Raw genomic sequence first — 23,238 nt, 5'->3', positions numbered from 1 at the left:
AGTCCGGCGCGGCCGGTGGCACCCTGGGGAGATGACCGACTCCGCACCCCGGCGCGCCCCCCGCGTCCGCGCCCCCGAGCCGGCCGGGGCGGGCGGCTGGCTCAACACGGGCGGCCGCTCGTACCGCCTGGCCGACCTGCGCGGGCGGATCGTGCTGCTCGACTTCTGGACGGCGGGCTGCGTCAACTGCCAGCACGTCATCGACGAGCTGCGCGAGCTGGAGGCCGGGCACCCGGACACCCTCGTCGTGGTCGGGGTGCACTCGCCGAAGTTCGCGCACGAGACCGAGCACACGGCCGTCGCCGACGCCGTGGAGCGGTACGGGGTGGAGCACCCGGTGCTGGACGATCCCGGGCTCGAGACCTGGAAGCAGTACGCGGTGCGGGCGTGGCCGACGCTCGCCGTGATCGACCCGGAGGGGTACGTCGTCGCCCAGCACTCCGGCGAGGGGCACGTACAGGCCATCGAACGGCTGGTGACGGAGCTGGAGGCGGAGCACGCGGCGAAGGGCACGCTGCGGCGCGGGGCCGGGCCGTACGTGCCGCCGGAGCCGCAGCCGACGGAGCTGCGCTTCCCGGGGAAGGCCGTGGCGCTGCCCGGCGGGGGATTCCTGGTGAGCGACACCTCCCGGCACCGGCTGGTGGAGTTCGCCGAGGACGGGGAGAGCGTCGTACGGCGGATCGGCTCGGGGGTGCGCGGGTTCGCCGACGGCCCGGCGGGCTCGGCGTCGTTCAGCGAGCCGCAGGGGCTGCTGCTCCTGGACGACGGGTCGGTGCTCGTCGCCGACACCGTCAACCACGCGCTGCGCCGCGTCGGCCTCGCGACCGGCGAGGTGACGACGGTGGCGGGCACCGGACGGCAGTGGTGGCGGGGGGCGGCCACGGCGGGTCCGGCGCGGGAGGTGGACCTGTCCTCGCCCTGGGACGTGGCGCTGTTCGGCGGGCGGGTGTGGATCGCCATGGCCGGTGTCCACCAGCTGTGGACGTACGACCCGGTGGCGGGGACCGTCGAGGTGGCGGCGGGGACGAGGGACGAGGGGCTCGTCGACGGCCCGGCGGACCAGGCGTGGTTCGCGCAGCCGTCGGGACTCGCCGTGTCACCGGACGGGGAGCGGCTGTGGGTGGCCGACGCGGAGACGAGCGCGCTGCGCTGGGTGGACCGCCGGGGTGTGGTGCGCACGGCGGTCGGCACCGGTCTTTTCGACTTCGGGCACCGCGACGGTCCGGCCGGGCAGGCGCTGCTCCAGCATCCGCTGGGCGTCACGGCGCTCGCGGACGGCTCGGTCCTGGTCGGCGACACCTACAACGACGCGCTGCGCCGCTACGACCCGGCGACCGGCGAGGTCTCCACGCCGGCCACGGATCTGCGGGAGCCGACGGGCGCGGTGGCGGTGGGCGGGGACGTCGTGGTCGTGGAGTCGGGCCGGCATCGGCTGACCCGGCTGCGGCTGCCGGAGGAGGCCGTACGGGGAGCGGAGCGCTCTGCGCGGCGGGCGGTGACGGAAGTGGCCCCCGGCGAGGTGGTGCTGGACGTGCTCTTCGAGGCACCCGCGGGGCAGCGCCCGGACGACCGGTACGGGCCGCCGGCCCGGCTGCTGGTGTCCGCGACGCCGCAGCGGCTGCTGCGCACGGGTGAGGGTGCGGGGACGTCGCTCTCCCGCACCCTCGTGTTCGACCCGTCCGCCGGTGCCGGCGTCCTGCACGTCTCGGCGAGGGTGGCGTCCTGCGACGACGATCCCTCGGTCCCGTATCCGGCCTGCCGTCTGCACCGGCGCGACTGGGACGTCCCCGTCCGGCCGGCCGGCGGGGGCGCCGGCCGGCTGCCGCTGGTGTTCGCGGGGCCGGACGGTCAGACGCCGTAGCCGCCGTTGTAGCCGTCCCGCCGGTGGGGGTCCTCGCCGACGACCGGGGTCGCGGGCGGCACCACCACGCGCTTGCGCCGGGCGATGCTGCTGAAGGTCGTGACGCCGATGAGGCCCACGATCATCAGGATGACCCCGACCAGGTCGAGGTTCACCGCGTCCATCTCCCAGTCGGTCGCGAACGTGAGGATGGCTCCCGCGGCGATGAGGATGATGCACCCGCCGAGGCCCATGAGTGTCGCCTCCTGTCCGGTCCGGACGTTCCGGCCCGGACCTCCGGGTACCCCGGCCGGGGGCGTCCATGCGGCGCCCGTCCCAACTAGCCCTCCAGGAAGGCCGCCAGGGAGTTCGCGAGCAGCCACGGGTCGTCGACACCGCACAACTCCCGTGCGCTGTGCATGGAGAGGATCGCGACGCCGATGTCGACCGTGCGGATGCCGTGCCGGGCGGCGGTGATGGGACCGATGGTGGTGCCGCACGGCATGGAGTTGTTGGACACGAAGGACTGGAAGGGGACGTCCGCCTTCTCGCAGACCGCCGCCCACACGGCACGGCCGGAACCGTCCGTCGCGTAGCGGTTGTTGACGTTGACCTTGAGGATGGGGCCGCCGTTGACGCGCGGGTGGTGCGTGGGGTCGTGCCGCTCGGCGTAGTTGGGGTGGACGGCGTGGCCGGTGTCGGAGGAGAGACAGACGGTGCCGGCGAAGGCGCGGGCCTTGTCCTCGTACGAGCCGCCGCGGGCGAACACCGAGCGTTCCAGGACGCCGCCGAGCAGCGGTCCGTCGGCGCCGGTGTCGCTCTGGGAGCCGTTCTCCTCGTGGTCGAAGGCGGCGAGCACCGGGATGCAGGGCAGCTCGGCGCCGGAGCCGGCCGCGGCGGTCAGCGCGGCGGTGCCGGCGTGGACGGAGAGCAGGTTGTCCATCCGGGGTCCGGCGAGGAGTTCCTTGTCGCGGCCCAGGTAGGCGGGGGGCTCGACGGGGTGGACCATGAGGTCCCAGCCGGTGACCTCGCCGGGGGCGATCCCGGCGGTCTCCTCCAGGAAGGCGATCAGGTCGCCGTCGCGGGCGTCGCCGAGGCCCCACACGGGCTGCAGGTGGCGCTGCTTGTCGAGCTTGAGGCCGTCCGTGGAGACCGCGCGGTCGAGGTGGATGGCGAGCTGGGGGACGCGCAGCAGGGGGCGGTCGACGTTCACCAGCCGGGTCGAGCCGTCCCGCAGGGTGAGCCGGCCGGCGAGGCCGAGGTCGCGGTCGAGCCACGAGTTGAGCAGCGGTCCGCCGTAGATCTCGACGGCGACCTGGCGCCAGCCGTGCGCGCCGGTGTCGGGCAGCGGCTTGACGCGCAGGTTGGGGGAGTCGGTGTGGGCGCCGATGATCCGGAACGGCGTGTGGGGTGCCGCGCCCTCGGGGACGTACCAGGCGACGATGGCGCCGCCGCGGAGCACGTACTTGCCGCCGCTCGACCCGTCCCAGGCGTCCGTCTCGGCGACCTGGCGGAAGCCGGCCTTCTCGAGCCGTTCGGCGGTGTTCGCCACGGCGTGGTACGGCGACGGGCTCGCCACGAGGAAGGACATCAGGTCGTCGGTGTGGCCGCGGTCGAAGCGGGGGGGTGCGCTCATGGGTTCACCTTAACGACGTGCGAAGGCCCGCTCCCGGGGAAGGGGAGCGGGCCCTCGTGCGGGCGATGTGGATTGTCCGTGAGTGCCGGGAACGGCCCGTTGCCGGTGAGCCGTTCCCGCGCGGGCCGGTCCTAGAAGGCGGTCTCGTCCAGCTCCATCAGGTCCAGGTCGATGCCCTCGGCGAGCTTGCGCGCGCCGGTCACGCCGGGCAGGACGTTGGCCGCGAAGAACTTCGCCGCCGCGATCTTGCCGGTGTAGAACGCCTTGTCCTTGGCGGAGGCGTTCGGCAGCTTCTCGGCGGCGACCGCGGCGCCCTTGAGCAGCAGGTAGCCGACGACGACGTCACCGGAGGCCATCAGCAGGCGGGTGGTGTTCAGGCCGACCTTGTAGATGTTCTTGACGTCCTGCTCGGTGGCCGCGAGGTCGGTGAGCATGAGGCCGACGATGGCCTCCAGCTCGACGGCGGCCTTGGCCAGGTGCTCGCGGGCGCCTGCCAGCTCCTCGCCGCCCTCGCCGACCGCCAGGAACTTCTTGATGTCCTCGGCGAGCGAGTTCAGGGCCGCGCCCTGGTTGCGGACGATCTTCCGGAAGAAGAAGTCCTGGCCCTGGATGGCGGTGGTGCCCTCGTACAGGGTGTCGATCTTGGCGTCCCGGATGTACTGCTCGATCGGGTACTCCTGCAGGAAGCCGGAGCCGCCGAAGGTCTGCAGCGACTGGGCGAGCTGCTCGTAGGCCTTCTCGGAGCCGTAGCCCTTGACGATCGGCAGGAGCAGGTCGTTCAGCGCGTGCTCGGTCTTGGCGTCCTCGCCGTTCGCCTCCTTGACCTGGATGGCGTCCTGGACGGAGGCGGTGTACATCACCAGGGCGCGCATGCCCTCCGCGTACGCCTTCTGCGTCATGAGGGCGCGGCGCACGTCGGGGTGGTGGGTGATGGTGACCTTGGGCGCGCTCTTGTCCATGAAGTTCGCCAGGTCGGGGCCCTGGACGCGCTCCTTGGCGTACTCCAGCGCGTTGAGGTAGCCCGTCGACAGCGTGGAGATCGCCTTCGTGCCGACCATCATGCGGGCGAACTCGATGATGCGGAACATCTGGCGGATGCCGTCGTGCCGGTCGCCGATCAGCCAGCCCTTGGCGGGGTGCTTGTCGCCGAACGTCATCTCGCACGTGTTGGACGCCTTCAGGCCCATCTTGTGCTCGACGTTCGTGGCGTAGACGCCGTTGCGCTCGCCCAGCTCGCCGGTCTCGAAGTCGAAGAGGTACTTCGGGACGAGGAAGAGGGACAGGCCCTTGGTGCCGGGGCCGGCGCCCTCGGGGCGGGCCAGCACGTAGTGGAGGATGTTCTCCGACATGTCGTGCTCACCGGAGGTGATGAAGCGCTTCACGCCCTCGATGTGCCAGGAGCCGTCCTCCTGCTGCACGGCCTTGGTGCGGCCGGCGCCCACGTCCGAGCCGGCGTCCGGCTCGGTGAGGACCATCGTGGAGCCCCACTGCTTCTCCGTGGCGATCTGCGCGATGTGCTTCTGGACCTCGTTGCCCTCCTCGAAGAGGATGCCCGCGAAGGCGGGGCCCGAGGAGTACATCCACACCGCCGGGTTGGCGCCCAGGATCAGCTCGGCGTAGGCCCAGATGAGAGAGCGGGGCGCGGTGGTGCCGCCGATCTCCTCGGGCAGGCCGAGACGCCAGTACTCGGAGTCCATGAAGGCCTGGTAGCTCTTCTTGAAGGACGCGGGGACGGGCGCGGTGTTGGTCTCCGGGTCGAAGACCGGCGGGTTGCGGTCGGCGTCGGCGAAGGACTCCGCGAGCTCGTTCTCGGAGAGGCGGGTCAGCTCCTCCAGGATGCTCTTCGCGGTCTCGACGTCCATCTCCTCGAACGGACCCGTGCCGTACAGCTTGTCGCGTCCGAGTACTTCGAAGAGGTTGAACTCGATGTCGCGGAGGTTCGACTTGTAGTGCCCCATGGTCACGGCTCCGTAGCGGGTCGGCGAGGCACTGGATCCTCGCGCTAGATCACGTACCAGCAAGTAGCTACGATGATGCTACCCGTCAGTAATAAGACGCAACCCCGATCCCGGATCTGTGACAGGTCCCACCGGATCGACCGTGGTGGCCGTACCGGTCCACGCGCCCGGCGGGGCTGGGTACGCTTGCGCGCATGTATGGATACGGCCAGCCCATGGACGGGGGAGCCGCGCAGCAGCAGTACGCCCCGCCGCAGCAGCCCATGGCCGGTGGCGTCGGTGGGTACGGCCAGCAGTCGCCGCTCTACCCCGAGCCGTCCCCGCCCTCGCTCGCGGACGCGGTGCGCGCCTTCACCACGGGTCAGGTGACGGCCGAGGACTTCCAGCAGGTCTTCGCGACCTCGAAGGTCTACTGCCCGCGCGGTGACAACCCGGGCTTCCTCGCCCTGCACAACACCCAGCAGCCGGTGATCCCGATGTTCACCTCGCTCAAGGAGTTGCGCCGGTACGCGGGCAAGGAGTCCAAGTACTTCGTCATCACCGGCGCCGAGGTGATCGACCTGCTGCCGACCGGCTACGGCTTCGTCCTCGACATGGAGGGCGAGCACCGCATGGTCTTCGACGCGAAGGCCGTCGAGCAGATGGTCGAGTTCGCCATGCGCCGCATGTACGGCTAGAACACACCGGACCAGGTGGGCCGGAGCGGGGGATCCCGGCGCGGCCACCCGGCTCGCGCTGTCACACTGAGCCGCTTTCCCGGATCAAGCGCCCGGAGGGAATGCCCTCCGGGCTTTGTGCGTTCCGGGTGGCAGAAAGTTCAACGCTCAACTAAACTGGCCGCACAAGGAGGTACCGACATGCCTGCAGTGACCGTCGAGAACCCGCTGACGCTGCCCCGCGTCGCCGCGCCCGCGGAGGCCGTGGCCCGTCCTGTGCTCACCGTCACGACCGCGCCGAGCGGTTTCGAGGGTGAGGGTTTCCCGGTGCGCCGCGCGTTCGCCGGGATCAACTACCGTCATCTGGACCCGTTCATCATGATGGACCAGATGGGTGAGGTGGAGTACGCGCCGGGCGAGCCCAAGGGCACCCCCTGGCACCCGCACCGCGGCTTCGAGACCGTCACCTACATCATCGACGGGATCTTCGACCACCAGGACAGCAACGGCGGTGGTGGCACGATCACCAACGGCGACACCCAGTGGATGACCGCGGGCTCGGGCCTCCTGCACATCGAGGCTCCGCCGGAGTCCCTCGTCATGTCCGGCGGTCTCTTCCACGGTCTGCAGCTGTGGGTCAACCTCCCGGCCAGGGACAAGATGATGGCCCCGCGCTACCAGGACATCCGCGGCGGCAACGTCCAGCTGCTCACCACCCCCGACGGCGGCGCGCTGCTGAGGGTCATCGCCGGTGAGCTGGACGGGCACGCCGGACCGGGCATCACGCACACGCCGATCACGATGATCCACGCGACGGTGGCGCCGGGCGCCGAGATCACCCTGCCGTGGCGCGAGGACTTCAACGGGCTGGCGTACGTGCTCGCCGGGCGGGGCTCGGTCGGTGCCGAGCGGCGGCCGATCCACCTGGGCCAGACCGCGGTCTTCGGCGCCGGCGGTTCGCTGACCGTCCGCGCCGACGAGAAGCAGGACTCCCACACGCCCGACCTGGAGGTCGTGCTCCTGGGCGGACAGCCCATCCGTGAGCCGATGGCCCACTACGGCCCGTTCGTGATGAACACCAAGGACGAGCTGATGCAGGCCTTCGAGGACTTCCAGAAGGGCCGCCTGGGCACCGTCCCCGCGGTGCACGGCATGAGCGCCGCCGGACCCGCGCAGGACTGACGGATGCGGCACGAGGCCCGCGGCCGCACCGAGAGGGTGCGGCCGCGGGCCTCGCGCCGTTTTTCACCCGCCCGGCTCGCCCGCGCACGACACCCGGGCCCGCGCATGATCCGCTTGAGGCGTGCAGGCTCCCCCTCCCTTGCTGCCCGAGCCCGTCCGGCGGCTCGCCGCCTGGTGCGCCGTCGTCCTGCTCGTCGCCGGAGTCGTCTACGTCGGCATCCGGCTGACGGTGGAGCTGAGCACGGCGGTCGTGCCCGTGCTGCTCGCGCTGCTCGGGACGGCGCTGCTCGGCCCGCTGCACCGGCGGCTGGTCAAGGCGGGCATGAACCGCTCCCTGGCCGCCGGGCTCACCTGTGTCGCCGTGGTGGCCGTGGTCGGCGGAGCCGTCTACATCGTCGCCGCCGCCGTCGTGGACAGCGGAGACGAGATCGTCGCCTCGCTCAAACAGGCCGGGCGCGACCTCACCGCGCGTTTCGGACCCGCCGGGACCTCGCTCGACGACCTCGCCGGCAACTCCCGCGAACTGCTCTCCAAGTTCGGCTCGACCGCCGCCTCCGGAGTCGTCAGCGGGGTCAGCGTGGTCGGCGAGACCATCGCGATCGGCGTGCTCGCGCTGCTGCTGGTGTTCTTCTTCCTGCGCGACTCCCACCGGGCCGCCGGCGCGCTGCGCTCCCTGGTGCCCCGGCACAGCGGCGACCTCACCGTGGCCATGGCCCGGCGGGCCTTCCAAGCCGTCGAGGGGTTCATGCGCGGGACCACTCTCATCGCCCTCATCGACGCCCTGTGCATCACCGTCGGCCTGCTGATCCTCGACGTGCCGGGCGCGGTGGGCCTGGGCGCGCTCGTCTTCATCGGGGCGTACATCCCCTACCTGGGCGCCTTCATCTCCGGTGCCGTCGCCGTCCTGGTCGCGCTCGCCGACCGGGGCTTCGTCATCGCGCTGTGGGTCCTCGGCATCGTGCTCGCCGTGCAGCAACTGGAGGGGCATGTGCTGACCCCGGTGATCCAGAGCCGCACGGTCCAGATGCACCCGGCCGTCGTCATGGTGACGATCACCGCGGGCGCGTCCGTGGCCGGCATCCTCGGCATGCTGCTCGCCGTGCCCCTGACGGCCGCCGCCACCGGCGTCGCCCACGAACTGAGGGAGCGTTACGCCCGCCCCGACCCGCCCGGCGCCACCGCCGTCCCGGAACCGTCGCCGCCGCCGGACTCGTAGAGCTCGAACCAGATGCTCTTGCCCTCGCCCCGGGGGTCCACGCCCCACGCGTGGGCCAGCAGCTCGATCAGGACCAGGCCCCGCCCGGACGACGCCAGCTCCCCGGGCCGGCGCATGTGCGGCAGATCGTCGCAGGTGTCGGACACCGCGACCCGCAGCCGGCGGCCCCCCGGCCCGCCCAGCACCTCGGCGAGGAACAGGGCGTCCGCGTCCGTGTGCACAAGGACGTTGGTCAGCATCTCCGACAGCAGCAGCACCGCCGAGTCGACCTGGTCCTGGACCGGCCAGTCGTGCAGCAGCTGCCGCAGTTGCTGGCGGGCCACCGCCACGTGCTCCGGCTCCGCCTGTGCCACCGCCATCATCGTGCGGCGGACCGCGGCGTGCGCGGCGGCCCGGGTGCCGGCCGTGCCCTCGCACCGCCGGCGCAGCAGCAGCACCGCGATGTCGTCCTCGCGCCGGTCGGCGAGCGGCCCGGTGGTGTGGTGCGAGGACGGGCCGTGGACGGCCTGTACGAGCGCGTCGGCGAGTTCCTCCAGATCGCCGTCGTGGTCCGCCAGGACGGTACGGATACGGCTCCAGCCGGTGTCCAGGTCGTGGCCGCCGGTCTCGATCAGGCCGTCCGTGCAGATCAGCATGGTCTCGCCGGGGTCCAGGGCGATCGTGGTGGTCGGGTAGTCGGCGTCCGGGTCGATGCCGAGCGGCAGGCCGCCGGCCGTCGGGCGGTTCAGCACCGTGCCGTCGGCCATCCGGACGGCCGGGTCCGGGTGCCCGGCCCGGGCGATCTCCAGCAGACCGGTCGCCGGATCGACCTCCACGTACAGACAGGTCGCGAAGCGCAGCGCGGCCGGGTCGTCGTCGGGGGATCCGAACGTCATGCCGTGCAGGAAACGGGAGGCGCGCGACAGCACCGCGTCGGGGCGGTGCCCCTCGGAGGCGTAGGCGCGCAGGGCGATCCGCAGCTGGCCCATCAGCCCGGCCGCCCGCACGTCGTGGCCCTGCACATCGCCGATGACCAGGGCGAAGCGGCCGCCGCCGGAGGACGGCCCGCCGGGCAGCGGGATCATGTCGTACCAGTCGCCGCCGACCTGGAGCCCGCCGCCGGTCGGGACATAGCGCGCGGCGACGGCCATGCCCGGTATCTCGTGGCCCAGCCGGGGCAGCATGGACCGCTGGAGACCGTCCGTCAGCTCACGCGCGGACTCGGTGGCCTCGGCCCGCGAAAGGGCCTGGGCGAGCATGCGGGCCACCGTCGTGAGCACCGAGCGCTCGTCGGGGGTGAAGGCGACCGGATAGGCGAAGGCGGCCATCCAGGCCCCCATCGTGCGGCCGGCCACGATCAGCGGCAGGAACGCCCAGGACCGCCGGTCGAAGTGCGCGGCCAGCGGCCAGGTCGCCGGATAGCGCTCCTTGTACTGCTCGGGGGAGGACAGATAGACGGCGCGGCCGGTACGGACGACCTCGGCGGCCGGGTAGTCCGAGTCCAGCGTCAGCCCCTTGAAGGGGTTCTCGTCGCCGGGCTCCTGGCCGTGGTGGCCGATCACCGTCAGCCGGTCGCCCGTCACACCGAACACCGCGAGCCCGTCCGGGGAGAAGCCCGGCATGGCCAGGCCCGCCGCGACCCGCAGCACCTCCGACGTCGAGCGTGCCTCGGCCAGTGCCCGGCCCGCGTCCAGCAGGAACGCCTCCCGCGAGCGCCGCCAGTCACCCGTGACGGCGGTGCGCTTCGCGGAGGTGCCCGGCGCCGGCTCGGTGACCTCCTGAAGGGAGCCGGTCACCTCGTACGCGCGCTTCTCCCTGTCGAAGGCGGCGTGGAAGCGGCTGCGCCCGACCCGGACGACCCTCCCCCGGTCGTCCATGATCCGTACGCGCACCTCGCCGAGCGTGCCCTCGGCCACCGCCAGCTGGATCACGGACGTGATCTCGTTCCAGTCCACCGGGTGCAGGCGCGCGCGGACCTGGGCCTGGCTGAGCGTGCGGGCCTCGGCGGGCAGCCCGAGCAGCCGTGCCGCCTCCGCGTCGACCGTGACCAGCCCCGTGTCCGTGTCCCAGTGCCACAGCCCCGTCGCGAGGACGGTGAGGACCTCCTCCACGGCGGGCAGGGCCTCACCAGTGCGCATGGCCCCACTGTAAGAAGAGCTGATCGCACACTGCCACCGAAGCCGTGCGGGCCTGTCGGCCGGTCGGGGCCCGGGGACGCGGGAAAACGGTGGGGAGGCGATCACGGGCTGCCCGGTAGGCTGGGGTGGAGTTTCACGTGAAACAAAGCCTCTCCTTCACGGGAACCACGCCCCCGATCCGCGAAGACTGGATGAACGACGATGCATCGGTACAGGTCCCACACCTGCGGCGAGCTCCGCTCCTCTGACGTCGGCACCGACGTCCGACTGAGTGGCTGGCTGCACAATCGGCGCGACCTGGGCGGCATCCTCTTCATCGATCTGCGCGACCACTACGGCATCACGCAGCTCGTGGCCCGCCCCGGAACCCCGTCCTACGAGACCCTGGACAAGGTCTCCAAGGAGTCCACGATCCGCGTCGACGGCAAGGTCGTCTCCCGCGGCCCCGAGAACGTCAACCCCGACCTCCCGACCGGTGAGATCGAGGTCGAGGTCGGCGAGGTCGAGGTGCTCGGCGCCGCCGCCCCGCTGCCGTTCACGGTCAACGCCGAGGACGGGGTCAACGAGGAGCGGCGCCTGGAGTACCGCTTCCTCGACCTGCGCCGCGAGCGCATGCACAAGAACATCATGCTGCGGTCGTCGGTCATCGCCTCGATCCGCTCGAAGATGGTCGCCCTCGGCTTCAACGAGATGGCGACGCCGATCCTCTCCGCGACCTCCCCCGAGGGCGCCCGCGACTTCGTCGTCCCCTCCCGCCTGCACCCGGGCAAGTTCTACGCCCTGCCCCAGGCGCCGCAGCAGTTCAAGCAGCTGCTGATGATCTCGGGCTTCGACCGCTACTTCCAGATCGCGCCCTGCTTCCGCGACGAGGACGCCCGCGCCGACCGCTCGCCGGGCGAGTTCTACCAGCTCGACGTCGAGATGAGCTTCGTCGAGCAGGAGGACGTCTTCCAGCCGATCGAGCAGCTGATGACCGAGCTGTTCGAGGAGTTCGGTGGCGGCCGGCATGTGACGTCGCCGTTCCCGCGCATCCCGTTCCGCGAGGCGATGCTGAAGTACGGCTCCGACAAGCCGGACCTGCGGGCCCAGCTGGAGCTCGTCGACATCACCGACGTCTTCGAGGGCTCGGAGTTCAAGGCGTTCGCCGGCAAGCACGTGCGCGCGCTGCCGGTGCCGGACGTCTCCGCCCAGCCCCGTAAGTTCTTCGACCAGCTCGGCGACTTCGCGGTCTCCCAGGGCGCCAAGGGCCTGGCGTGGGTGCGGGTCGGGGAGGACGGCTCGCTGACCGGCCCGATCGCGAAGTTCCTCACCGAGGACAACGTCGCCGAGCTGACCAAGCGCCTCGCGCTGGCCCCTGGCCACGCGGTGTTCTTCGGCGCGGGCGAGTTCGACGAGGTCTCCAAGATCATGGGCGCGGTCCGCGTCGAGGCCGCCAAGCGCGCCGGCCACTTCGAGGAGGACGTCTTCCGCTTCTGCTGGATCGTCGACTTCCCGATGTACGAGAAGGACGAGGAGACCGGCAAGATCGACTTCTCGCACAACCCGTTCTCCATGCCGCAGGGCGGTCTGGAGGCCCTGGAGACCCAGGACCCGCTGGACATCCTCGGCTGGCAGTACGACATCGTCTGCAACGGCGTCGAGCTGTCCTCCGGCGCCATCCGGAACCACGAGCCGGAGATCATGCTCAAGGCGTTCGAGATCGCCGGCTACGACCGCGAGACGGTCGAGGAGAAGTTCGCCGGCATGCTGCGCGCCTTCCGCTTCGGCGCCCCGCCGCACGGCGGCATCGCCCCCGGCGTCGACCGCATCGTGATGCTCCTCGCCAACGAGCCGAACATCCGCGAGACGATCGCCTTCCCGCTCAACGGCAACGCCCAGGACCTGATGATGGGCGCGCCGACAGAGCTGGAAGAGGCCCGGCTGAGGGAGCTGCACCTGGCGGTGATCAAGCCCCAGCCGAAGTAGACGGACACACGAAGGGCGGTGGCCCGGAACCGGGAACGGTTCCGGGCCACCGCCCTTCGCGCAGAGCCCGGCTCACTCCTCGGGGGGCGGCCGGAGGGCCTCCTCCTCCAGCAGGCGTTCGGCGATGTCGTCGGCCCAGGCCCGGATCCAGCGGCGCAGCGCCGGCACGGTGCCCTCGGCGAGCCCCCGGGCGGTGAACTCCCGGTCGTCCAGGAGGTCGGTCGCCTCCAGGCGGGACTGCAGGTCGGCGGGGTCGAACGCGTCCCAGGCGTGCCGGCGGCCCTGCTCCTCCAGGTCGGGGAAGCTCCAGCCGGGCGCGGCCAGGTACACGTCGACGACGTCCCGGGCGGTGCCGCGGTCGGCCAGGGCGCGGACCTTCGTGCCGATGACGTCCTCCAGGGCGAGCGCCGGACCCAGGTCGGTGGTGACCGGAGGCCGCCAGAAGGTCTCCTTGACGACGTCGACCGTGCGCTCCTCACCGGTGTCCGGGTCGGTGACGAGCAACCGCGCCGACAGCGGGTCGGTCTCCACCGGCCGCACCTCCCAGCCGCGTTCTGCGAGACCGGCGCGCAGCACGGCCGCGACCCGGTCCATGGGCTCGGCGGCCTGCGTCGCGACCTCCACCGGACGCGGCCGGCGCGGCCGGCGGCGGCGCCGGGCCCAGCCGTCGTCCCCGCCCGGCAACTCCAGCGGCTCCGCGCCCACCTCGCGCGGGGGTGTCTCCCGCTGCGGGGCGGGGCCGAGCCCGTGGGCGCGTACGGCGCACTCGCCGGCCAGGACGAGCGCGTAGCGGGCGCCCACGGTGAGGACGTCGGTGGTCAGATGGCGGCGGTGCGGGATCATGATCCGCCGATTATGGTCCTACCCGGCGACGAACTGCGTCAGGATCGCCTGCACCTCGTAGATGTCGACGCCCTTGGTGAACGTCTTCTCGATCGGGACGGAGTTGCCCGAGACCCAGATCTTCAGCTCGGCGTCGAGGTCGAACGTGCCGGCCGTCTCCACCGCGAAGTGCGTGATGCTGCGGTACGGGATGGAGTGGTACTCCACCTTCTTGCCGGTGATGCCCTGCTTGTCGACCAGGATCAGCCGGCGGTCGGTGAACAGGATGGTGTCGCGTATCAGCAGGTACGCGGCGTGCACCTGCTCGCCGTGGCCCAGCAGCCGCGCGTAGTCCTGCTGCGCCTGCCCCTGGTCGATCGTGTGCGCGTTGCCGAACAGCGCCATGAGAAGACCCCCCTCTGTAGGCCTGCCATCGTAGGCGACAGGGTCGGATCAGACGTTCGATCAGGTGTCGTACGAGCCGTCCCACGGCTCGCCGAACCCCAGGTGGTCCGGGTACAGCTCGGCCCAGCCCTCCCCCTCGTCCTCCCCGGTCACCAGACCGAACAGCACGTTGTCGAAGGTGAGTTGGAAGGGCCGCACGGCGATGTCCGTGTACGTGCGCCGCGGGAGGCTGCGCAGCCGGGTCGCGAGGTGGACGCGGGCCCGGGAGAGCACCGAGTCCGGGCCGGCCGGGTCGCGCTGCTGCTCGGCCCAGGTGCCCGCGCACCAGATCTCCGAGTCGCGGTACGTGCCGTCGGTGTCGAAGGTGTGCAGTACCGCGTAGAGGCGTTTCTGTTCTTCCCAGCCGGGACCGAGCTCGAAGCCCTTGGGGAAGGCGTAGGTGACGGACCCCATGAACTGCCCGTCTTCGTAACAGCCGATCGCCTCGGTGCGGCCGTGGGGCTCGTAGGCGATCGGAATGACCTCTGGGACTGCCATGGCGAAAACCATACGGTCGTCACGGGGGTGGTGGTGGCGGTGGGGTCCGATCGTTGCCGAGTGGTTGGGCAAATCTTCTCCAAGATCCCCCGTTGGTGTGGCGACGGTCGCAGCCGTCGCAGGTCTGGAGCGGGGTGCGTGGCTCTGGGGCCGGCGGCGCCAGGGACCGGAAGGGGGGCGAATTCACTCGCCGGAGTGAGTTGGTCCGGCGGGAGGGAGGGTTGGGGTCTGGTGGGGTGCTTTCTCCCCCGCGGGTGGTGCAGAGGGACCGGAGTGCGGGCGGTCAGGTTGCGGTGACTGCGCGGTGCCGAAGGTGAGTTCGGCCCAGACCGTCTTGCGCGGTGGCAGGCCGCGGGCGACGCCCCAGCGGTCGGCGAGGGCGGCGACCAGGGTCAGACCGCGGCCCGATTCGGCGACCGGGTCGGTGGGCCGACGGCGGGGAAGTTGGTCACCGCGCGTGTCCGTGACCTCGATGCGGAGCGTCCCGCCGACCACGTAGAGGAGCAGTTGGAAGTTCCGGCCGGGGACGCGTCCGTGGGTGGCGGCGTTGTTCGCCAGTTCGGCCACGATGAGCTGGGCCGGGTCCAACGGCAGGCCCCAGGCGAGCAGTTGCTGGGTGGCGAGCAGGCGGGCGAGGCGGGCGCCCCGGGGTGTGGGGGACAGCAGGACGCTGAAGTTGCGGATGGCGTGTTCGGGGGCGGCGAGCTTCTGATTCACGTCACTCAGAGTGGCCGACCGCACCTACCGTGGGGAGTGACGCCATGGTTGCGTACGGTGACTGTCCGGTCGTTGTCCGGTGCTGTCCGGGCCTGTCGGGGCGTTGCGTACGGGTAGGGCGTGGCTGGTACGAGGCGGTACGACGGAGGGGTACGCATGCTGAGGACGGAGGCCGACGAACCGGGGTGGGAGGTGGACCCGGACGACGAGTGGGGCGTGGCCGTGGTCGCCACCGTGGGACGGCAGCTGAAGCTCCGGCGCGAGGCGGTGGGGATGCGGGCCGGGGAGTTCGGCAAGGCGGTCGGATACGGCGAGGACCTCGTCTACAAGATCGAGAGCGGCAAGCGGATTCCGCGGCAGGAGTATCTGGACAGGGCGGACGAGGTGCTGGGGGCGGGCGGGCTACTCGCGGCGATGAAGGAGGACGTGGCCAAGGTCCGGTACCCGAAGAAGGTGCGGGACCTGGCGCAGATGGAGGCGCGGGCGGTGGAGATCGGGGTGTACGAGTGCAACAGCGTGCACGGGCTGTTGCAGACTCCGGAGCACGCCCGGGCCCTGATGGAGGCGGCCCAGCCGCCCTACTCGGTGGACGACGTGGACCGCATGGTGGCCGCGCGACTGGCCCGCCAGTCCGTCTTCGAACGGGACCCGGCGCCGTCGCTGCACTTCGTCCTGGAAGAGGCACCGGTACGCCGGGAGGTCGGGGGCACAATGGTGTGGCGACGGCAGCTCGAACGTCTGTTGGAGGTGGGGCGGTTGAACAACGTCACGCTCCAGGTCATGCCGACGAACACGGATGCTCACCCAGGCGTGGACGGCAGGATCGAGCTGCTGAAGTTCCCGGACGGTACCGCGCTGGGACGCTCCGACGGGGCGTTCAGCGGGCGGCCGACCGAGGATCCGAAACAGCTGCGCATCCTTGAGCTGCGGTATGGCACGATCCGGGCGCAGGCGCTCCCTCCGAGGGAGTCGCTGGCCTTCATCGAGAAACTGCTGGGAGAGACATGACCCGCGAGACCCCTGCCGAGCTGGTGTGGTTCAAGAGCAGCTACAGCAGCGGCACGGACGGCAACTCCTGCGTCGAGCTCGCCCTCACCCCTGGCACCGTGCACGTCCGTGACTCCAAGTACGCAGAAGCCGGCCCCCGCCTCGCGCTCGGGGCGGAGGCGTGGGCCGGCTTCGTCGGATGGCCGGCGTCGGTCTACTCGCCGCCGAAGCGCTCCTTGTAGAGCTCCAGGTCGTCGTCCGTCAGCTTCGCGAAGAGGACCGGCGGGACGATGAAGGGGGTGCCGACCGGGACGGTGGTCAGGGACCTGGCCTCCTCCGGGGTGACCCAGGTCGCCGTGTCGTCCGGCAGGGAGAACGCCTCACGCATGGCCTTCGACGACGTCGGGATGAACGGCTCCGACACCACCGCGTACAGGTGGATCAGGTTCATCGCCGTGCGCAGCGTGAGCGCCGCCGCGTCCTTGTCGGTCTTGATCTCCAGCCAGGGAGCCTTCTCCTCCAGGTAGGAGTTGCCCGCCGACCACAGCGCCCGCAGGGCCGCCGCCGCCTTGCGGAACTGCAGCGACTCCATGTGCGACTCGTACTCGGCCAGCAGCTCCGCGATCTGCTCGCCCAGCTTCGTCTCCGCCTCGCCGGGCTCGCCGCCCGCCGGGACCTCCTCGCCGAAGCGCTTCTTCGAGAAGGACAGGACGCGGTTGACGAAGTTGCCCAGGGTGTCGGCGAGGTCCTTGTTCACCGTCGCGGTGAAGTGCTCCCAGGTGAAGGACGCGTCGTCCGACTCGGGGGCGTTGGCGATCAGGAAGTAGCGCCAGTAGTCGGCGGGCAGGATCTCCAGCGCCTGGTCGGTGAAGACACCGCGCTTCTGCGAGGTGGAGAACTTGCCGCCGTAGTACGTCAGCCAGTTGAACGCCTTGACGAAGTCGACCTTCTTCCACGGCTCCCGGATGCCCAGCTCGGTCGCCGGGAACATCACGGTGTGGAAGGGGACGTTGTCCTTCGCCATGAACTGCGTGTAGCGGACGTCGTTGTCGACGTCGTACCACCACGACTTCCAGTCCCGGTTCTCCGGGTCCTGGTCGGCCCACTCCTTCGTCGACCCCAGGTACTCGATCGGGGCGTCGAACCACACGTAGAAGACCTTGCCCTCGGCCGCCAGCTCCGGCCAGGTGTCCGCCGGGACGGGCACGCCCCAGTCCAGGTCACGGGTGATCGCCCGGTCGTGCAGGCCCTCCGTCAGCCACTTGTGGGCGATGGAGGAGGCCAGGTGCGGCCAGACGCCGTCGTGGCGGCTCACCCACTCCGCGACCTCGTTCTGCAGCTTGGACTGGAGGAGGAAGAGGTGCTTGGTCTCGCGGACCTCCAGGTCCGTGGAGCCGGAGATCGCCGAGCGCGGCTCGATCAGGTCGGTCGGGTCCAGGACGCGCGTGCAGTTCTCGCACTGGTCGCCGCGGGCCTTGTCGTAGCCGCAGTGCGGGCAGGTGCCCTCGACGTAGCGGTCCGGGAGGAAACGGCCGTCGGCCGGGCTGTAGACCTGGCGGATCGCGCGCTCTTCGATGAAGCCGTTCTCGTGCAGCTTGCGGGCGAAGTGCTGGGTGATCTCGACGTTCTCCGCGCTGGAGCTGCGGCCGAAGTGGTCGAAGGCCAGCGAGAAGCCGTCGTAGACCGCCTTCTGCGCGTCGTGCGCCTGGGCGCAGAATTCCGCCACCGGGAGGCCCTGCTCCTTCGCGGCGAGCTCGGCCGGGGTGCCGTGCTCGTCGGTGGCGCAGATGTACAGGACGTCGTGGCCACGCTGGCGGAGGTACCGGGAGTACACGTCCGCCGGGAGCATGGACCCCACCATGTTGCCCAGGTGCTTGATCCCGTTGATGTACGGAAGGGCGCTGGTGATGAGGTGTCGAGCCATCGCGGGCTGCTCCCAGGTCGTTACGCGGCGTGACGGGTGCCGGGTTTCGCGGCCGCTGCCGTCACTTTCGAACCTTGAAATCGTAGCCGACATGGCCGAGCCGCCCGTCTCCCGTTCTGAGGGGTGGGAACCGGGCGGCTCGGGTGTTCTGGTCTCCGTGTGGCGCTCCTGGGGCCTCTACGGGCGCCAGGACGCCAGAATGCCGTCGTAGAGCTGCTCGTCCGTGAGCTCCAGGGGGGACTCGCCGGCGAAGAACGTGGCGGTGTTGCCCGTCTTGAGCTTGCGGAGGTAGTCGAACGCCTTCTGCTCGGGGTCTCCGAAGACGACGATCGAGAAGAAGACGTTCGGGTGCTTCTTCGCCGCGTCCGTCAGGGCCTGGTTGGCCGGGGTCTTGGCGTCGGGGGCGCCGTCCGTCTGGAAGACGACCAGGGCCGGGGTGTCGGGGGCCGTCTTGGCGTGGTGGGCGACGACCTCTTCCACGGCGACGTGGTAGCTGGTGCGGCCCATGCGGCCGAGGCCGGCGTGGAGTTCGTCGATCTTGTTCTCGTGCTCGGTGAGGGTGAGCTCGCCGGTGCCGTCGAGTTCCGTCGAGAAGAAGACGACGTGGACCGTCGGGTCGGAGCTGTCGAGGTGGGCGGCGAGGGCGAGGCTCTGCTCGGCGAGGGCCTGGGCGGAGCCGTCCTTGTAGTACGGGCGCATGGAGGCCGAGCGGTCGAGGACCAGGTAGACCTTGGCGCGGGTGCCGGTGAGGTGGTGGGTGGTGAGGGTGGCGGCTGCCGCTTCGTAGGCGGTGCGGAGGTTGGTGGGTACGGCTGTCTCGGCCCCGGCCCCGGTCTCGGCCTTGGCTTCGCCTTCGGCCTCGGTGCTCCCACCCGCACCACCCGTGACGCTTTCGTCGTCGACTGCCGGTGGCCCCTGTGGGGCTTCCTCGCCGTCGGCGGCTGCGGCGGCTGCGGCGGCTGCGGCGGGTTCCACGGGCCGCGTCTCCTTGACGGGCTCCGGCTCCTCCTCCGCCTTCGGTGCCTCCGCCTCGGGCTCGGGCTCCGGGGCCGTCTCGGCGACCGGCTCGGGCTCAGGAGTCACCTCGGCTACCGGCTCCGGCTCCTCGACCTTCGGCGCCTCAGGCTCCGCCTTCGGCTTCTCGGCCTTCGGCTCCTCAGCCTTCGGCTTCTCGACCTGGGGCTCCTCGGCCTTCGGCTTCTCGGCCTTCGGCTCTTCCACCTTCGGCTCTTCGGCCTTCGGCTCTTCGGCCTTCGGCTTCTCGGCCTTCGGCTCCTCGACCTGGGGCTCCTCGGCCTTCGGCTTCCCGACCTGGGGCTCCTCGGCCTTCGGTTCTTCAGCCTTCGGTTCTTCGGCCTTCAGCTCCTCAGCCTTCAGCTCCTCGACCTGGGGCTTCTCAACCTGGGGCTTCTCGGCCTTCGGCTCTTCGGCCTTCGGCTCTTCGGCCTTCGGCTCTTCGGCCTTCGGCTTCTCGGCCTTCGGCTTCTCGGCCTTCGGCTTCTCGGCCTTCGGCTTTTCGACCGGGGGCTTCTCGGCCTTCGGTTCCGGCTCCGTGGCCGGCTTTTCCGCCTTCGGCGTCACCGCCACCGGCTCAGGGGCCGGCTCGGGCTCTGCGGCCGGCTCGGGCTCCGCGGCCTTCGGCTGCTCCTCCTTCGCGGGCTCCCGCTCCGCCGGAGGCGACTGCTTGGGGACCGTGACGTTGTCGAAGGCCGCCACGACCAGGTCGTGCTCGTTGTCGTCCGACTCCGCCGTCGGCTCCGCGGTTGCCGCCGTCGCCGTAGCCGTAGCCGTCGTCGTAGTAGTCGTCGCCGTCGGCTCTGCCGAGCGCGGTTCCGGGACCGTCGTGGGGGCGGTCGGCTGCGGTTCCCGCGAAGGAGTCGCACCCTCCGCCTCAGCGGTCTGCCCCTTGCGTGATCGGCCGAACGCGTTCCGCAGGAGAGTGAGAATGCCCATGTGCGCAACCCTTCGCGTGAGTTGATGCCCGTAGATCCCTGGCCAGGACGGACACGTAAGGTTAGCGGCCCCAGGTGGTGATCTTGGGGAGGGGTGAACACAGGCTCATCCGTCCGTCAAGGTCGCATCGAGCCGCGCGCCGGCGTCTCGTACAGCCACCCTCGGTTCACTCCTCGTTCATGCTCGCGCCCCGCTGCCGCTCGTACGCGCCCCTAGCGTCCCCCACGCCGCATCTCAAGGGGAAGCAAGGGGAGTACCAGCAGCCATGCGTATCCAGTTGCCGATCATCAGCGTCGACGGCGCCGCGCACCACGGTGCCAGAGCGGCCCTGACCTGCCGTTTCCGGTGTGGGGACGCCTGTTTCCACGAGGTCCCGAACACCACCTCCAACCCGTACGTCGGGGACGTCGTCGCCGACGCCCTCAGCCGCCGTACCGTGATGCGGGCCGCCGCCGTCGTCACCGCGGCCGCCGCGGTCGGGGCCTCCGCGACCGTCTCCGCGCCGCGGGCGAGCGCCGCCACGGCGACCGGTTCCCGGCCCGGCGCCCAGGGTGCGCGCGGGCTGCGGTTCACGCCCGTCGCACCGAACACCGCCGACACCGTGACGATTCCGGACGGGTACGCCCAGAACGTCGTCATCCGCTGGGGCGAGCCGATCCTGCGCGGTGCGCCCGCCTTCGACCCGGACCGCCAGACCGCGGAGGCGCAGGCGAAGCAGTTCGGCTACAACAACGACTTCCTCGCCCTGCTCCCGCTGCACGGCGAGCCCCACCGGCAGATCCTCGTCGCCAACCACGAGTACACCGACGAGGTGCTCATGTTCCGCGGCTACGACCCCGAGAACCCGACCCGGCAGCAGGTCGAGGTCGCCTGGGCGGCCCACGGGCTGTCCGCGGTCGTGGTGGAGGAGGACCGCCGGTCGGGGAAGCTCACTCCGGTGCCCCGGCACCCGCTGAACCGGCGCGTGACGGCGACCACCGAGTTCCGGGTGACGGGTCCGGCCGCCGGGTCCGAGCTGCTGAGGACCTCCGCCGACCGCACCGGCACCAAGGTGCTCGGCACCCTCAACAACTGCTCCGGCGGCGTCACCCCGTGGGGCACCACCCTGCACGGCGAGGAGAACTTCAACCAGTACTTCGCCCACGCCACCCGCGCGACCGACAAGCGGTACGGGCTGGGCAGCGGCGCGACCGAGCGCAAGTGGGAGCGGTTCGACCGGCGCTTCGACGTGGCCCAGGAGCCGAACGAGCCGCACCGCTTCGGGTGGGTCGTCGAGCTGGACCCGTACGACCCGGCCTCCGCGCCGCGCAAGCGCACCGCGCTGGGCCGGTTCAAGCACGAGGGCGCCACCGTGCGGCTGACCGACGACGGGCGGCCGGTCGTGTACTCCGGTGACGACGAGCGCTTCGACTACTTCTACAAGTTCGTCGGCAGCAAGCGGATGCGGAAGGGTTCGAGCCGGGCCGTCCGCGAGCACAACCTGTCCCTGCTGGACGAGGGGACGCTGTACGTCGCCCGGCTCACCGGTGACTCCCCCGCCATCGAGATCGACGGGACCGGCAAGCTCCCGGCGGACGGCGAGTTCGACGGCGGCGGTGAGTGGATCCCGCTGGCCACCGCCACCGCGCACGGGGCCGTCTCGCACGTCGAGGGAATGAGCGCGGAGGAGGTGTTCGTCTTCACGCGGCTCGCCGGGGACAAGGTCGGCGCCACCAAGATGGACCGGCCCGAGGACATCGAGCCCAACCCGCACACCGGCAAGGTGTACGTGGCCCTGACCAACAACAGCAACCGGGGCGTCGGGTCGAACCCCAAGCCCGACGAGGCCAACCCGCGCGTCGCCAACAAGCACGGCCAGATCCTGGAGCTGACCGAGCACCGCAACCGGGCCGACAGCGAGCGGTTCGCCTGGTCGCTGTTCCTGGTGGCCGGCGACCCGGACGACCCGGCCACCTACTTCGCCGGGTTCCCGAAGGACGAGGTCTCGCCGATCTCCTGCCCGGACAACGTGGCCTTCGACTCCTACGGCAACCTGTGGATCTCCACGGACGGCAACGCCCTCGGCCACCACGACGGCCTCTTCGGCGTCGCCACACGCGGGGAGCGGCGCGGCGAGCTCAAGCAGTTCCTGACGATGCCGAACGGCGCGGAGACCTGCGGCCCGCTCGTCCAGGACCGGCGCGTGCTCGTCTCCGTGCAGCATCCGGGCGAGATCGACGGGGCGACGGCCGAGAAGCCGCTGAGCGCCTGGCCCGACGGACCGGGCCGGATCAACCGGCCCGCGGTCGTGGCGGTGTGGCGCCAGGACGGGCGCGACATCGGCGTCTGACGCCGGTCAGGGGAGCGCCGGCACCCGCGGTGGGCGCCGTTCGCCGTCGTGTTCCAGCCACTCCCGGTACGCGGGTGCCTGCCGGGCCGCCTCCCAGTAGGCCTCCTCCAGCGCGGGATAGACCCCGTCGAGGTCGGTCTCCGTGCGGGCGGCCAGCAGCAGCCGTACGCCGAGGGGGTCACCGCGCAGCCGGCGTACCGCGATGGCGGGGCTGTCGGCGTGGGTGGGCTGGCAGACGGCGACCACCTCGCCGGTGGCCACCAGTGCGTCGGCGGTGTAGTAGTCGCCGTGCAGGACCCGCGGGTTGACCCCGGCCGCGCGGAACATCCGCTGCACGGCGTCCCATTCGCCGTCCACCGTGGGGTCGACCATCCAGCGGTCGCCGGCGAGGTCGCGCAGGTCGACCTCGCGCCGGGCGGCGGCCGGGTGGTCGGGGGGCAGGGACACGAACTGGGGCTCGCGTGCCATCAGCACGCGCAGCCGCAGCTCCGGCGGGATGCGCAGGGGGCAGCCCTCCACCTCGTGCACGAAGGCCACGTCCAGCTGCCCGTCGGCGACCATGCGCAGCAGGGCGTTGGGGGAGACGTTCATGTGGAGGCTGGGGTCCTGGCCGTGGCCGCGCAGCCGGCGCAGCCACCCCGCCAGGGCCTTGCTCGCGGTCGAGCCGACCCGCAGGGCGGTGCCGCCCATCGCGGCGGCCCGGGCCTCGGTGACGAGGGCACGCATCTCCGTCACGAGGGGGCGGGCGCGGCTGAGGACCAGCCGGCCCAGCGGGGTGGGGCGGCAGCCGGTGCGGGCCCGCAGGAACAGCGGACCGCCCAGCTCCTGCTCGATGCGGCGCAGTTGTGTGCTCAACGATGGCTGGGCGACGCCCAGTTGCCGCGCGGCCCGGTGCAGACTGCCGGTGTCGGCTATCGCGCACAGCGCGCGGAGGTGTCTCACCTCGAGCTCCATGGCCTGGGAGACTAAAGCGGAAGGACTGGTTTCACCAGCC

General features: G+C 71.2%; 19 protein-coding genes. 8 read left to right on the top strand and 11 right to left on the bottom strand.

Going from position 1 to position 23,238, the window contains the following annotated elements; all coding sequences use genetic code 11:
• Positions 1 to 31 precede the first annotated feature (31 nt).
• Positions 32 to 1,861: an NHL domain-containing thioredoxin family protein gene (locus ABZ899_RS15555; protein ID WP_361345755.1), complete on the top strand. Its 1,830-nt coding sequence runs from the start codon at positions 32 to 34 to the stop codon at positions 1,859 to 1,861.
• Here the strand turns inward: ABZ899_RS15555 and ABZ899_RS15550 are convergent.
• From ABZ899_RS15550 to ABZ899_RS15540, 3 genes are all read right to left on the bottom strand, one after another.
• A complete protein-coding gene (locus ABZ899_RS15550) occupies positions 1,849 to 2,094 on the bottom strand; it encodes a hypothetical protein (RefSeq protein WP_361345753.1) in 246 nt (81 codons plus the stop codon). The genes ABZ899_RS15555 and ABZ899_RS15550 overlap by 13 nt on opposite strands.
• Positions 2,095 to 2,180: 86 nt before the next feature.
• Positions 2,181 to 3,476, bottom strand: coding sequence for a M18 family aminopeptidase (locus ABZ899_RS15545; RefSeq protein ID WP_361345751.1), 1,296 nt, complete (start codon positions 3,474 to 3,476; stop codon positions 2,181 to 2,183).
• Between the two features lie 131 nt (positions 3,477 to 3,607).
• Complete coding sequence (locus ABZ899_RS15540) at positions 3,608 to 5,434, bottom strand: acyl-CoA dehydrogenase (protein WP_361345750.1); 1,827 nt, start codon at positions 5,432 to 5,434, stop codon at positions 3,608 to 3,610.
• Positions 5,435 to 5,628: 194 nt separating this feature from the next.
• Between ABZ899_RS15540 and ABZ899_RS15535 the strand changes: the two genes are divergently transcribed.
• From ABZ899_RS15535 to ABZ899_RS15525, 3 genes are all read left to right on the top strand, one after another.
• Positions 5,629 to 6,111, top strand: coding sequence for an SseB family protein (locus ABZ899_RS15535; protein WP_361345748.1), 483 nt, complete (start codon positions 5,629 to 5,631; stop codon positions 6,109 to 6,111).
• A 180-nt stretch (positions 6,112 to 6,291) separates the two neighbouring features.
• Positions 6,292 to 7,272 (top strand): pirin family protein, encoded by a 981-nt coding sequence (locus ABZ899_RS15530; RefSeq protein ID WP_361345746.1) that lies wholly within the window; start codon positions 6,292 to 6,294, stop codon positions 7,270 to 7,272.
• 121 nt (positions 7,273 to 7,393) lie between these two features.
• Positions 7,394 to 8,488: an AI-2E family transporter gene (locus ABZ899_RS15525; protein WP_361345744.1), complete on the top strand. Its 1,095-nt coding sequence runs from the start codon at positions 7,394 to 7,396 to the stop codon at positions 8,486 to 8,488.
• Here ABZ899_RS15525 and ABZ899_RS15520 read toward each other — a convergent pair.
• Positions 8,422 to 10,605: a SpoIIE family protein phosphatase gene (locus ABZ899_RS15520; protein WP_361345742.1), complete on the bottom strand. Its 2,184-nt coding sequence runs from the start codon at positions 10,603 to 10,605 to the stop codon at positions 8,422 to 8,424. The genes ABZ899_RS15525 and ABZ899_RS15520 overlap by 67 nt on opposite strands.
• Positions 10,606 to 10,806: 201 nt before the next feature.
• Between ABZ899_RS15520 and aspS the strand changes: the two genes are divergently transcribed.
• On the top strand, positions 10,807 to 12,570 hold the full coding sequence (gene aspS, locus ABZ899_RS15515) for an aspartate--tRNA ligase (protein WP_361345740.1): 1,764 nt from the start codon (positions 10,807 to 10,809) through the stop codon (positions 12,568 to 12,570).
• Between the two features lie 72 nt (positions 12,571 to 12,642).
• Here the strand turns inward: aspS and ABZ899_RS15510 are convergent, their stop codons facing one another.
• The 4 genes from ABZ899_RS15510 to ABZ899_RS15495 all read right to left on the bottom strand — a co-directional run bounded on the left by ABZ899_RS15510 (position 12,643) and on the right by ABZ899_RS15495 (position 15,051).
• A complete protein-coding gene (locus ABZ899_RS15510; protein ID WP_361345738.1) occupies positions 12,643 to 13,413 on the bottom strand; it encodes a nucleotidyl transferase AbiEii/AbiGii toxin family protein in 771 nt (256 codons plus the stop codon).
• A gap of 18 nt (positions 13,414 to 13,431) precedes the next feature.
• Complete coding sequence (locus tag ABZ899_RS15505) at positions 13,432 to 13,797, bottom strand: PH domain-containing protein (protein WP_055621131.1); 366 nt, start codon at positions 13,795 to 13,797, stop codon at positions 13,432 to 13,434.
• Positions 13,798 to 13,857: 60 nt separating this feature from the next.
• Complete coding sequence (locus tag ABZ899_RS15500; RefSeq protein WP_361345736.1) at positions 13,858 to 14,334, bottom strand: hypothetical protein; 477 nt, start codon at positions 14,332 to 14,334, stop codon at positions 13,858 to 13,860.
• A gap of 183 nt (positions 14,335 to 14,517) precedes the next feature.
• The gene (locus tag ABZ899_RS15495) at positions 14,518 to 15,051 is read right to left on the bottom strand and encodes an ATP-binding protein (RefSeq protein WP_361345734.1); all 534 of its coding nucleotides are present in this window, start codon (positions 15,049 to 15,051) and stop codon (positions 14,518 to 14,520) included.
• A gap of 156 nt (positions 15,052 to 15,207) precedes the next feature.
• Here ABZ899_RS15495 and ABZ899_RS15490 point away from each other — a divergent pair, with 156 nt between their 5' ends.
• Together ABZ899_RS15490 and ABZ899_RS15485 are read left to right on the top strand one after the other, a co-directional pair.
• Positions 15,208 to 16,059 carry a helix-turn-helix transcriptional regulator gene (locus ABZ899_RS15490; protein WP_361345732.1) on the top strand — a complete coding sequence of 284 codons (852 nt, stop codon included), beginning with the start codon at positions 15,208 to 15,210 and terminating at the stop codon, positions 16,057 to 16,059.
• Entirely contained in the window at positions 16,056 to 16,280 is a 225-nt protein-coding gene (locus ABZ899_RS15485; RefSeq protein WP_361345730.1) for a DUF397 domain-containing protein, read from the top strand. Before ABZ899_RS15490 ends, ABZ899_RS15485 begins: the two co-directional genes overlap by 4 nt.
• Here the strand turns inward: ABZ899_RS15485 and metG are convergent.
• Positions 16,253 to 17,962, bottom strand: coding sequence for a methionine--tRNA ligase (gene metG / locus ABZ899_RS15480; protein WP_361345728.1), 1,710 nt, complete (start codon positions 17,960 to 17,962; stop codon positions 16,253 to 16,255). The two genes, ABZ899_RS15485 and metG, sit on opposite strands and share 28 nt — an antisense overlap.
• A 177-nt stretch (positions 17,963 to 18,139) precedes the next feature.
• Positions 18,140 to 19,915: a VWA domain-containing protein gene (locus ABZ899_RS15475; RefSeq protein ID WP_361345727.1), complete on the bottom strand. Its 1,776-nt coding sequence runs from the start codon at positions 19,913 to 19,915 to the stop codon at positions 18,140 to 18,142.
• Positions 19,916 to 20,180: 265 nt separating this feature from the next.
• Between ABZ899_RS15475 and ABZ899_RS15470 the strand changes: the two genes are divergently transcribed.
• Positions 20,181 to 22,244 carry a PhoX family protein gene (locus ABZ899_RS15470; protein WP_361345725.1) on the top strand — a complete coding sequence of 688 codons (2,064 nt, stop codon included), beginning with the start codon at positions 20,181 to 20,183 and terminating at the stop codon, positions 22,242 to 22,244.
• 6 nt (positions 22,245 to 22,250) lie between these two features.
• Here ABZ899_RS15470 and ABZ899_RS15465 read toward each other — a convergent pair whose 3' ends face one another.
• A complete protein-coding gene (locus tag ABZ899_RS15465; protein WP_361345723.1) occupies positions 22,251 to 23,198 on the bottom strand; it encodes a LysR family transcriptional regulator in 948 nt (315 codons plus the stop codon).
• Positions 23,199 to 23,238: the final 40 nt, after the last annotated feature.

The organism is Streptomyces sp. NPDC046859 (genome assembly GCF_040645135.1).
GTDB lineage: Bacteria > Actinomycetota > Actinomycetes > Streptomycetales > Streptomycetaceae > Streptomyces.
The sequence above is the reverse complement of the archived record's forward strand: the minus strand, read 5'-3'. Positions and strand labels throughout refer to the sequence as shown.

Coding starts and splice junctions, on each gene's coding strand:
- ABZ899_RS15555 (WP_361345755.1), top strand. CDS start 32: ATGACCGACTCCGCACCCCGGCGCGCCCCCCGCGTCCGCGCCCCCGAG.
- ABZ899_RS15550 (WP_361345753.1), bottom strand. CDS start 2,094: ATGGGCCTCGGCGGGTGCATCATCCTCATCGCCGCGGGAGCCATCCTC.
- ABZ899_RS15545 (WP_361345751.1), bottom strand. CDS start 3,476: ATGAGCGCACCCCCCCGCTTCGACCGCGGCCACACCGACGACCTGATG.
- ABZ899_RS15540 (WP_361345750.1), bottom strand. CDS start 5,434: ATGGGGCACTACAAGTCGAACCTCCGCGACATCGAGTTCAACCTCTTC.
- ABZ899_RS15535 (WP_361345748.1), top strand. CDS start 5,629: ATGTATGGATACGGCCAGCCCATGGACGGGGGAGCCGCGCAGCAGCAG.
- ABZ899_RS15530 (WP_361345746.1), top strand. CDS start 6,292: ATGCCTGCAGTGACCGTCGAGAACCCGCTGACGCTGCCCCGCGTCGCC.
- ABZ899_RS15520 (WP_361345742.1), bottom strand. CDS start 10,605: ATGCGCACTGGTGAGGCCCTGCCCGCCGTGGAGGAGGTCCTCACCGTC.
- aspS (WP_361345740.1), top strand. CDS start 10,807: ATGCATCGGTACAGGTCCCACACCTGCGGCGAGCTCCGCTCCTCTGAC.
- ABZ899_RS15510 (WP_361345738.1), bottom strand. CDS start 13,413: ATGATCCCGCACCGCCGCCATCTGACCACCGACGTCCTCACCGTGGGC.
- ABZ899_RS15505 (WP_055621131.1), bottom strand. CDS start 13,797: ATGGCGCTGTTCGGCAACGCGCACACGATCGACCAGGGGCAGGCGCAG.
- ABZ899_RS15500 (WP_361345736.1), bottom strand. CDS start 14,334: ATGGCAGTCCCAGAGGTCATTCCGATCGCCTACGAGCCCCACGGCCGC.
- ABZ899_RS15490 (WP_361345732.1), top strand. CDS start 15,208: ATGCTGAGGACGGAGGCCGACGAACCGGGGTGGGAGGTGGACCCGGAC.
- ABZ899_RS15485 (WP_361345730.1), top strand. CDS start 16,056: ATGACCCGCGAGACCCCTGCCGAGCTGGTGTGGTTCAAGAGCAGCTAC.
- metG (WP_361345728.1), bottom strand. CDS start 17,962: ATGGCTCGACACCTCATCACCAGCGCCCTTCCGTACATCAACGGGATC.
- ABZ899_RS15475 (WP_361345727.1), bottom strand. CDS start 19,915: ATGGGCATTCTCACTCTCCTGCGGAACGCGTTCGGCCGATCACGCAAG.
- ABZ899_RS15470 (WP_361345725.1), top strand. CDS start 20,181: ATGCGTATCCAGTTGCCGATCATCAGCGTCGACGGCGCCGCGCACCAC.
- ABZ899_RS15465 (WP_361345723.1), bottom strand. CDS start 23,198: ATGGAGCTCGAGGTGAGACACCTCCGCGCGCTGTGCGCGATAGCCGAC.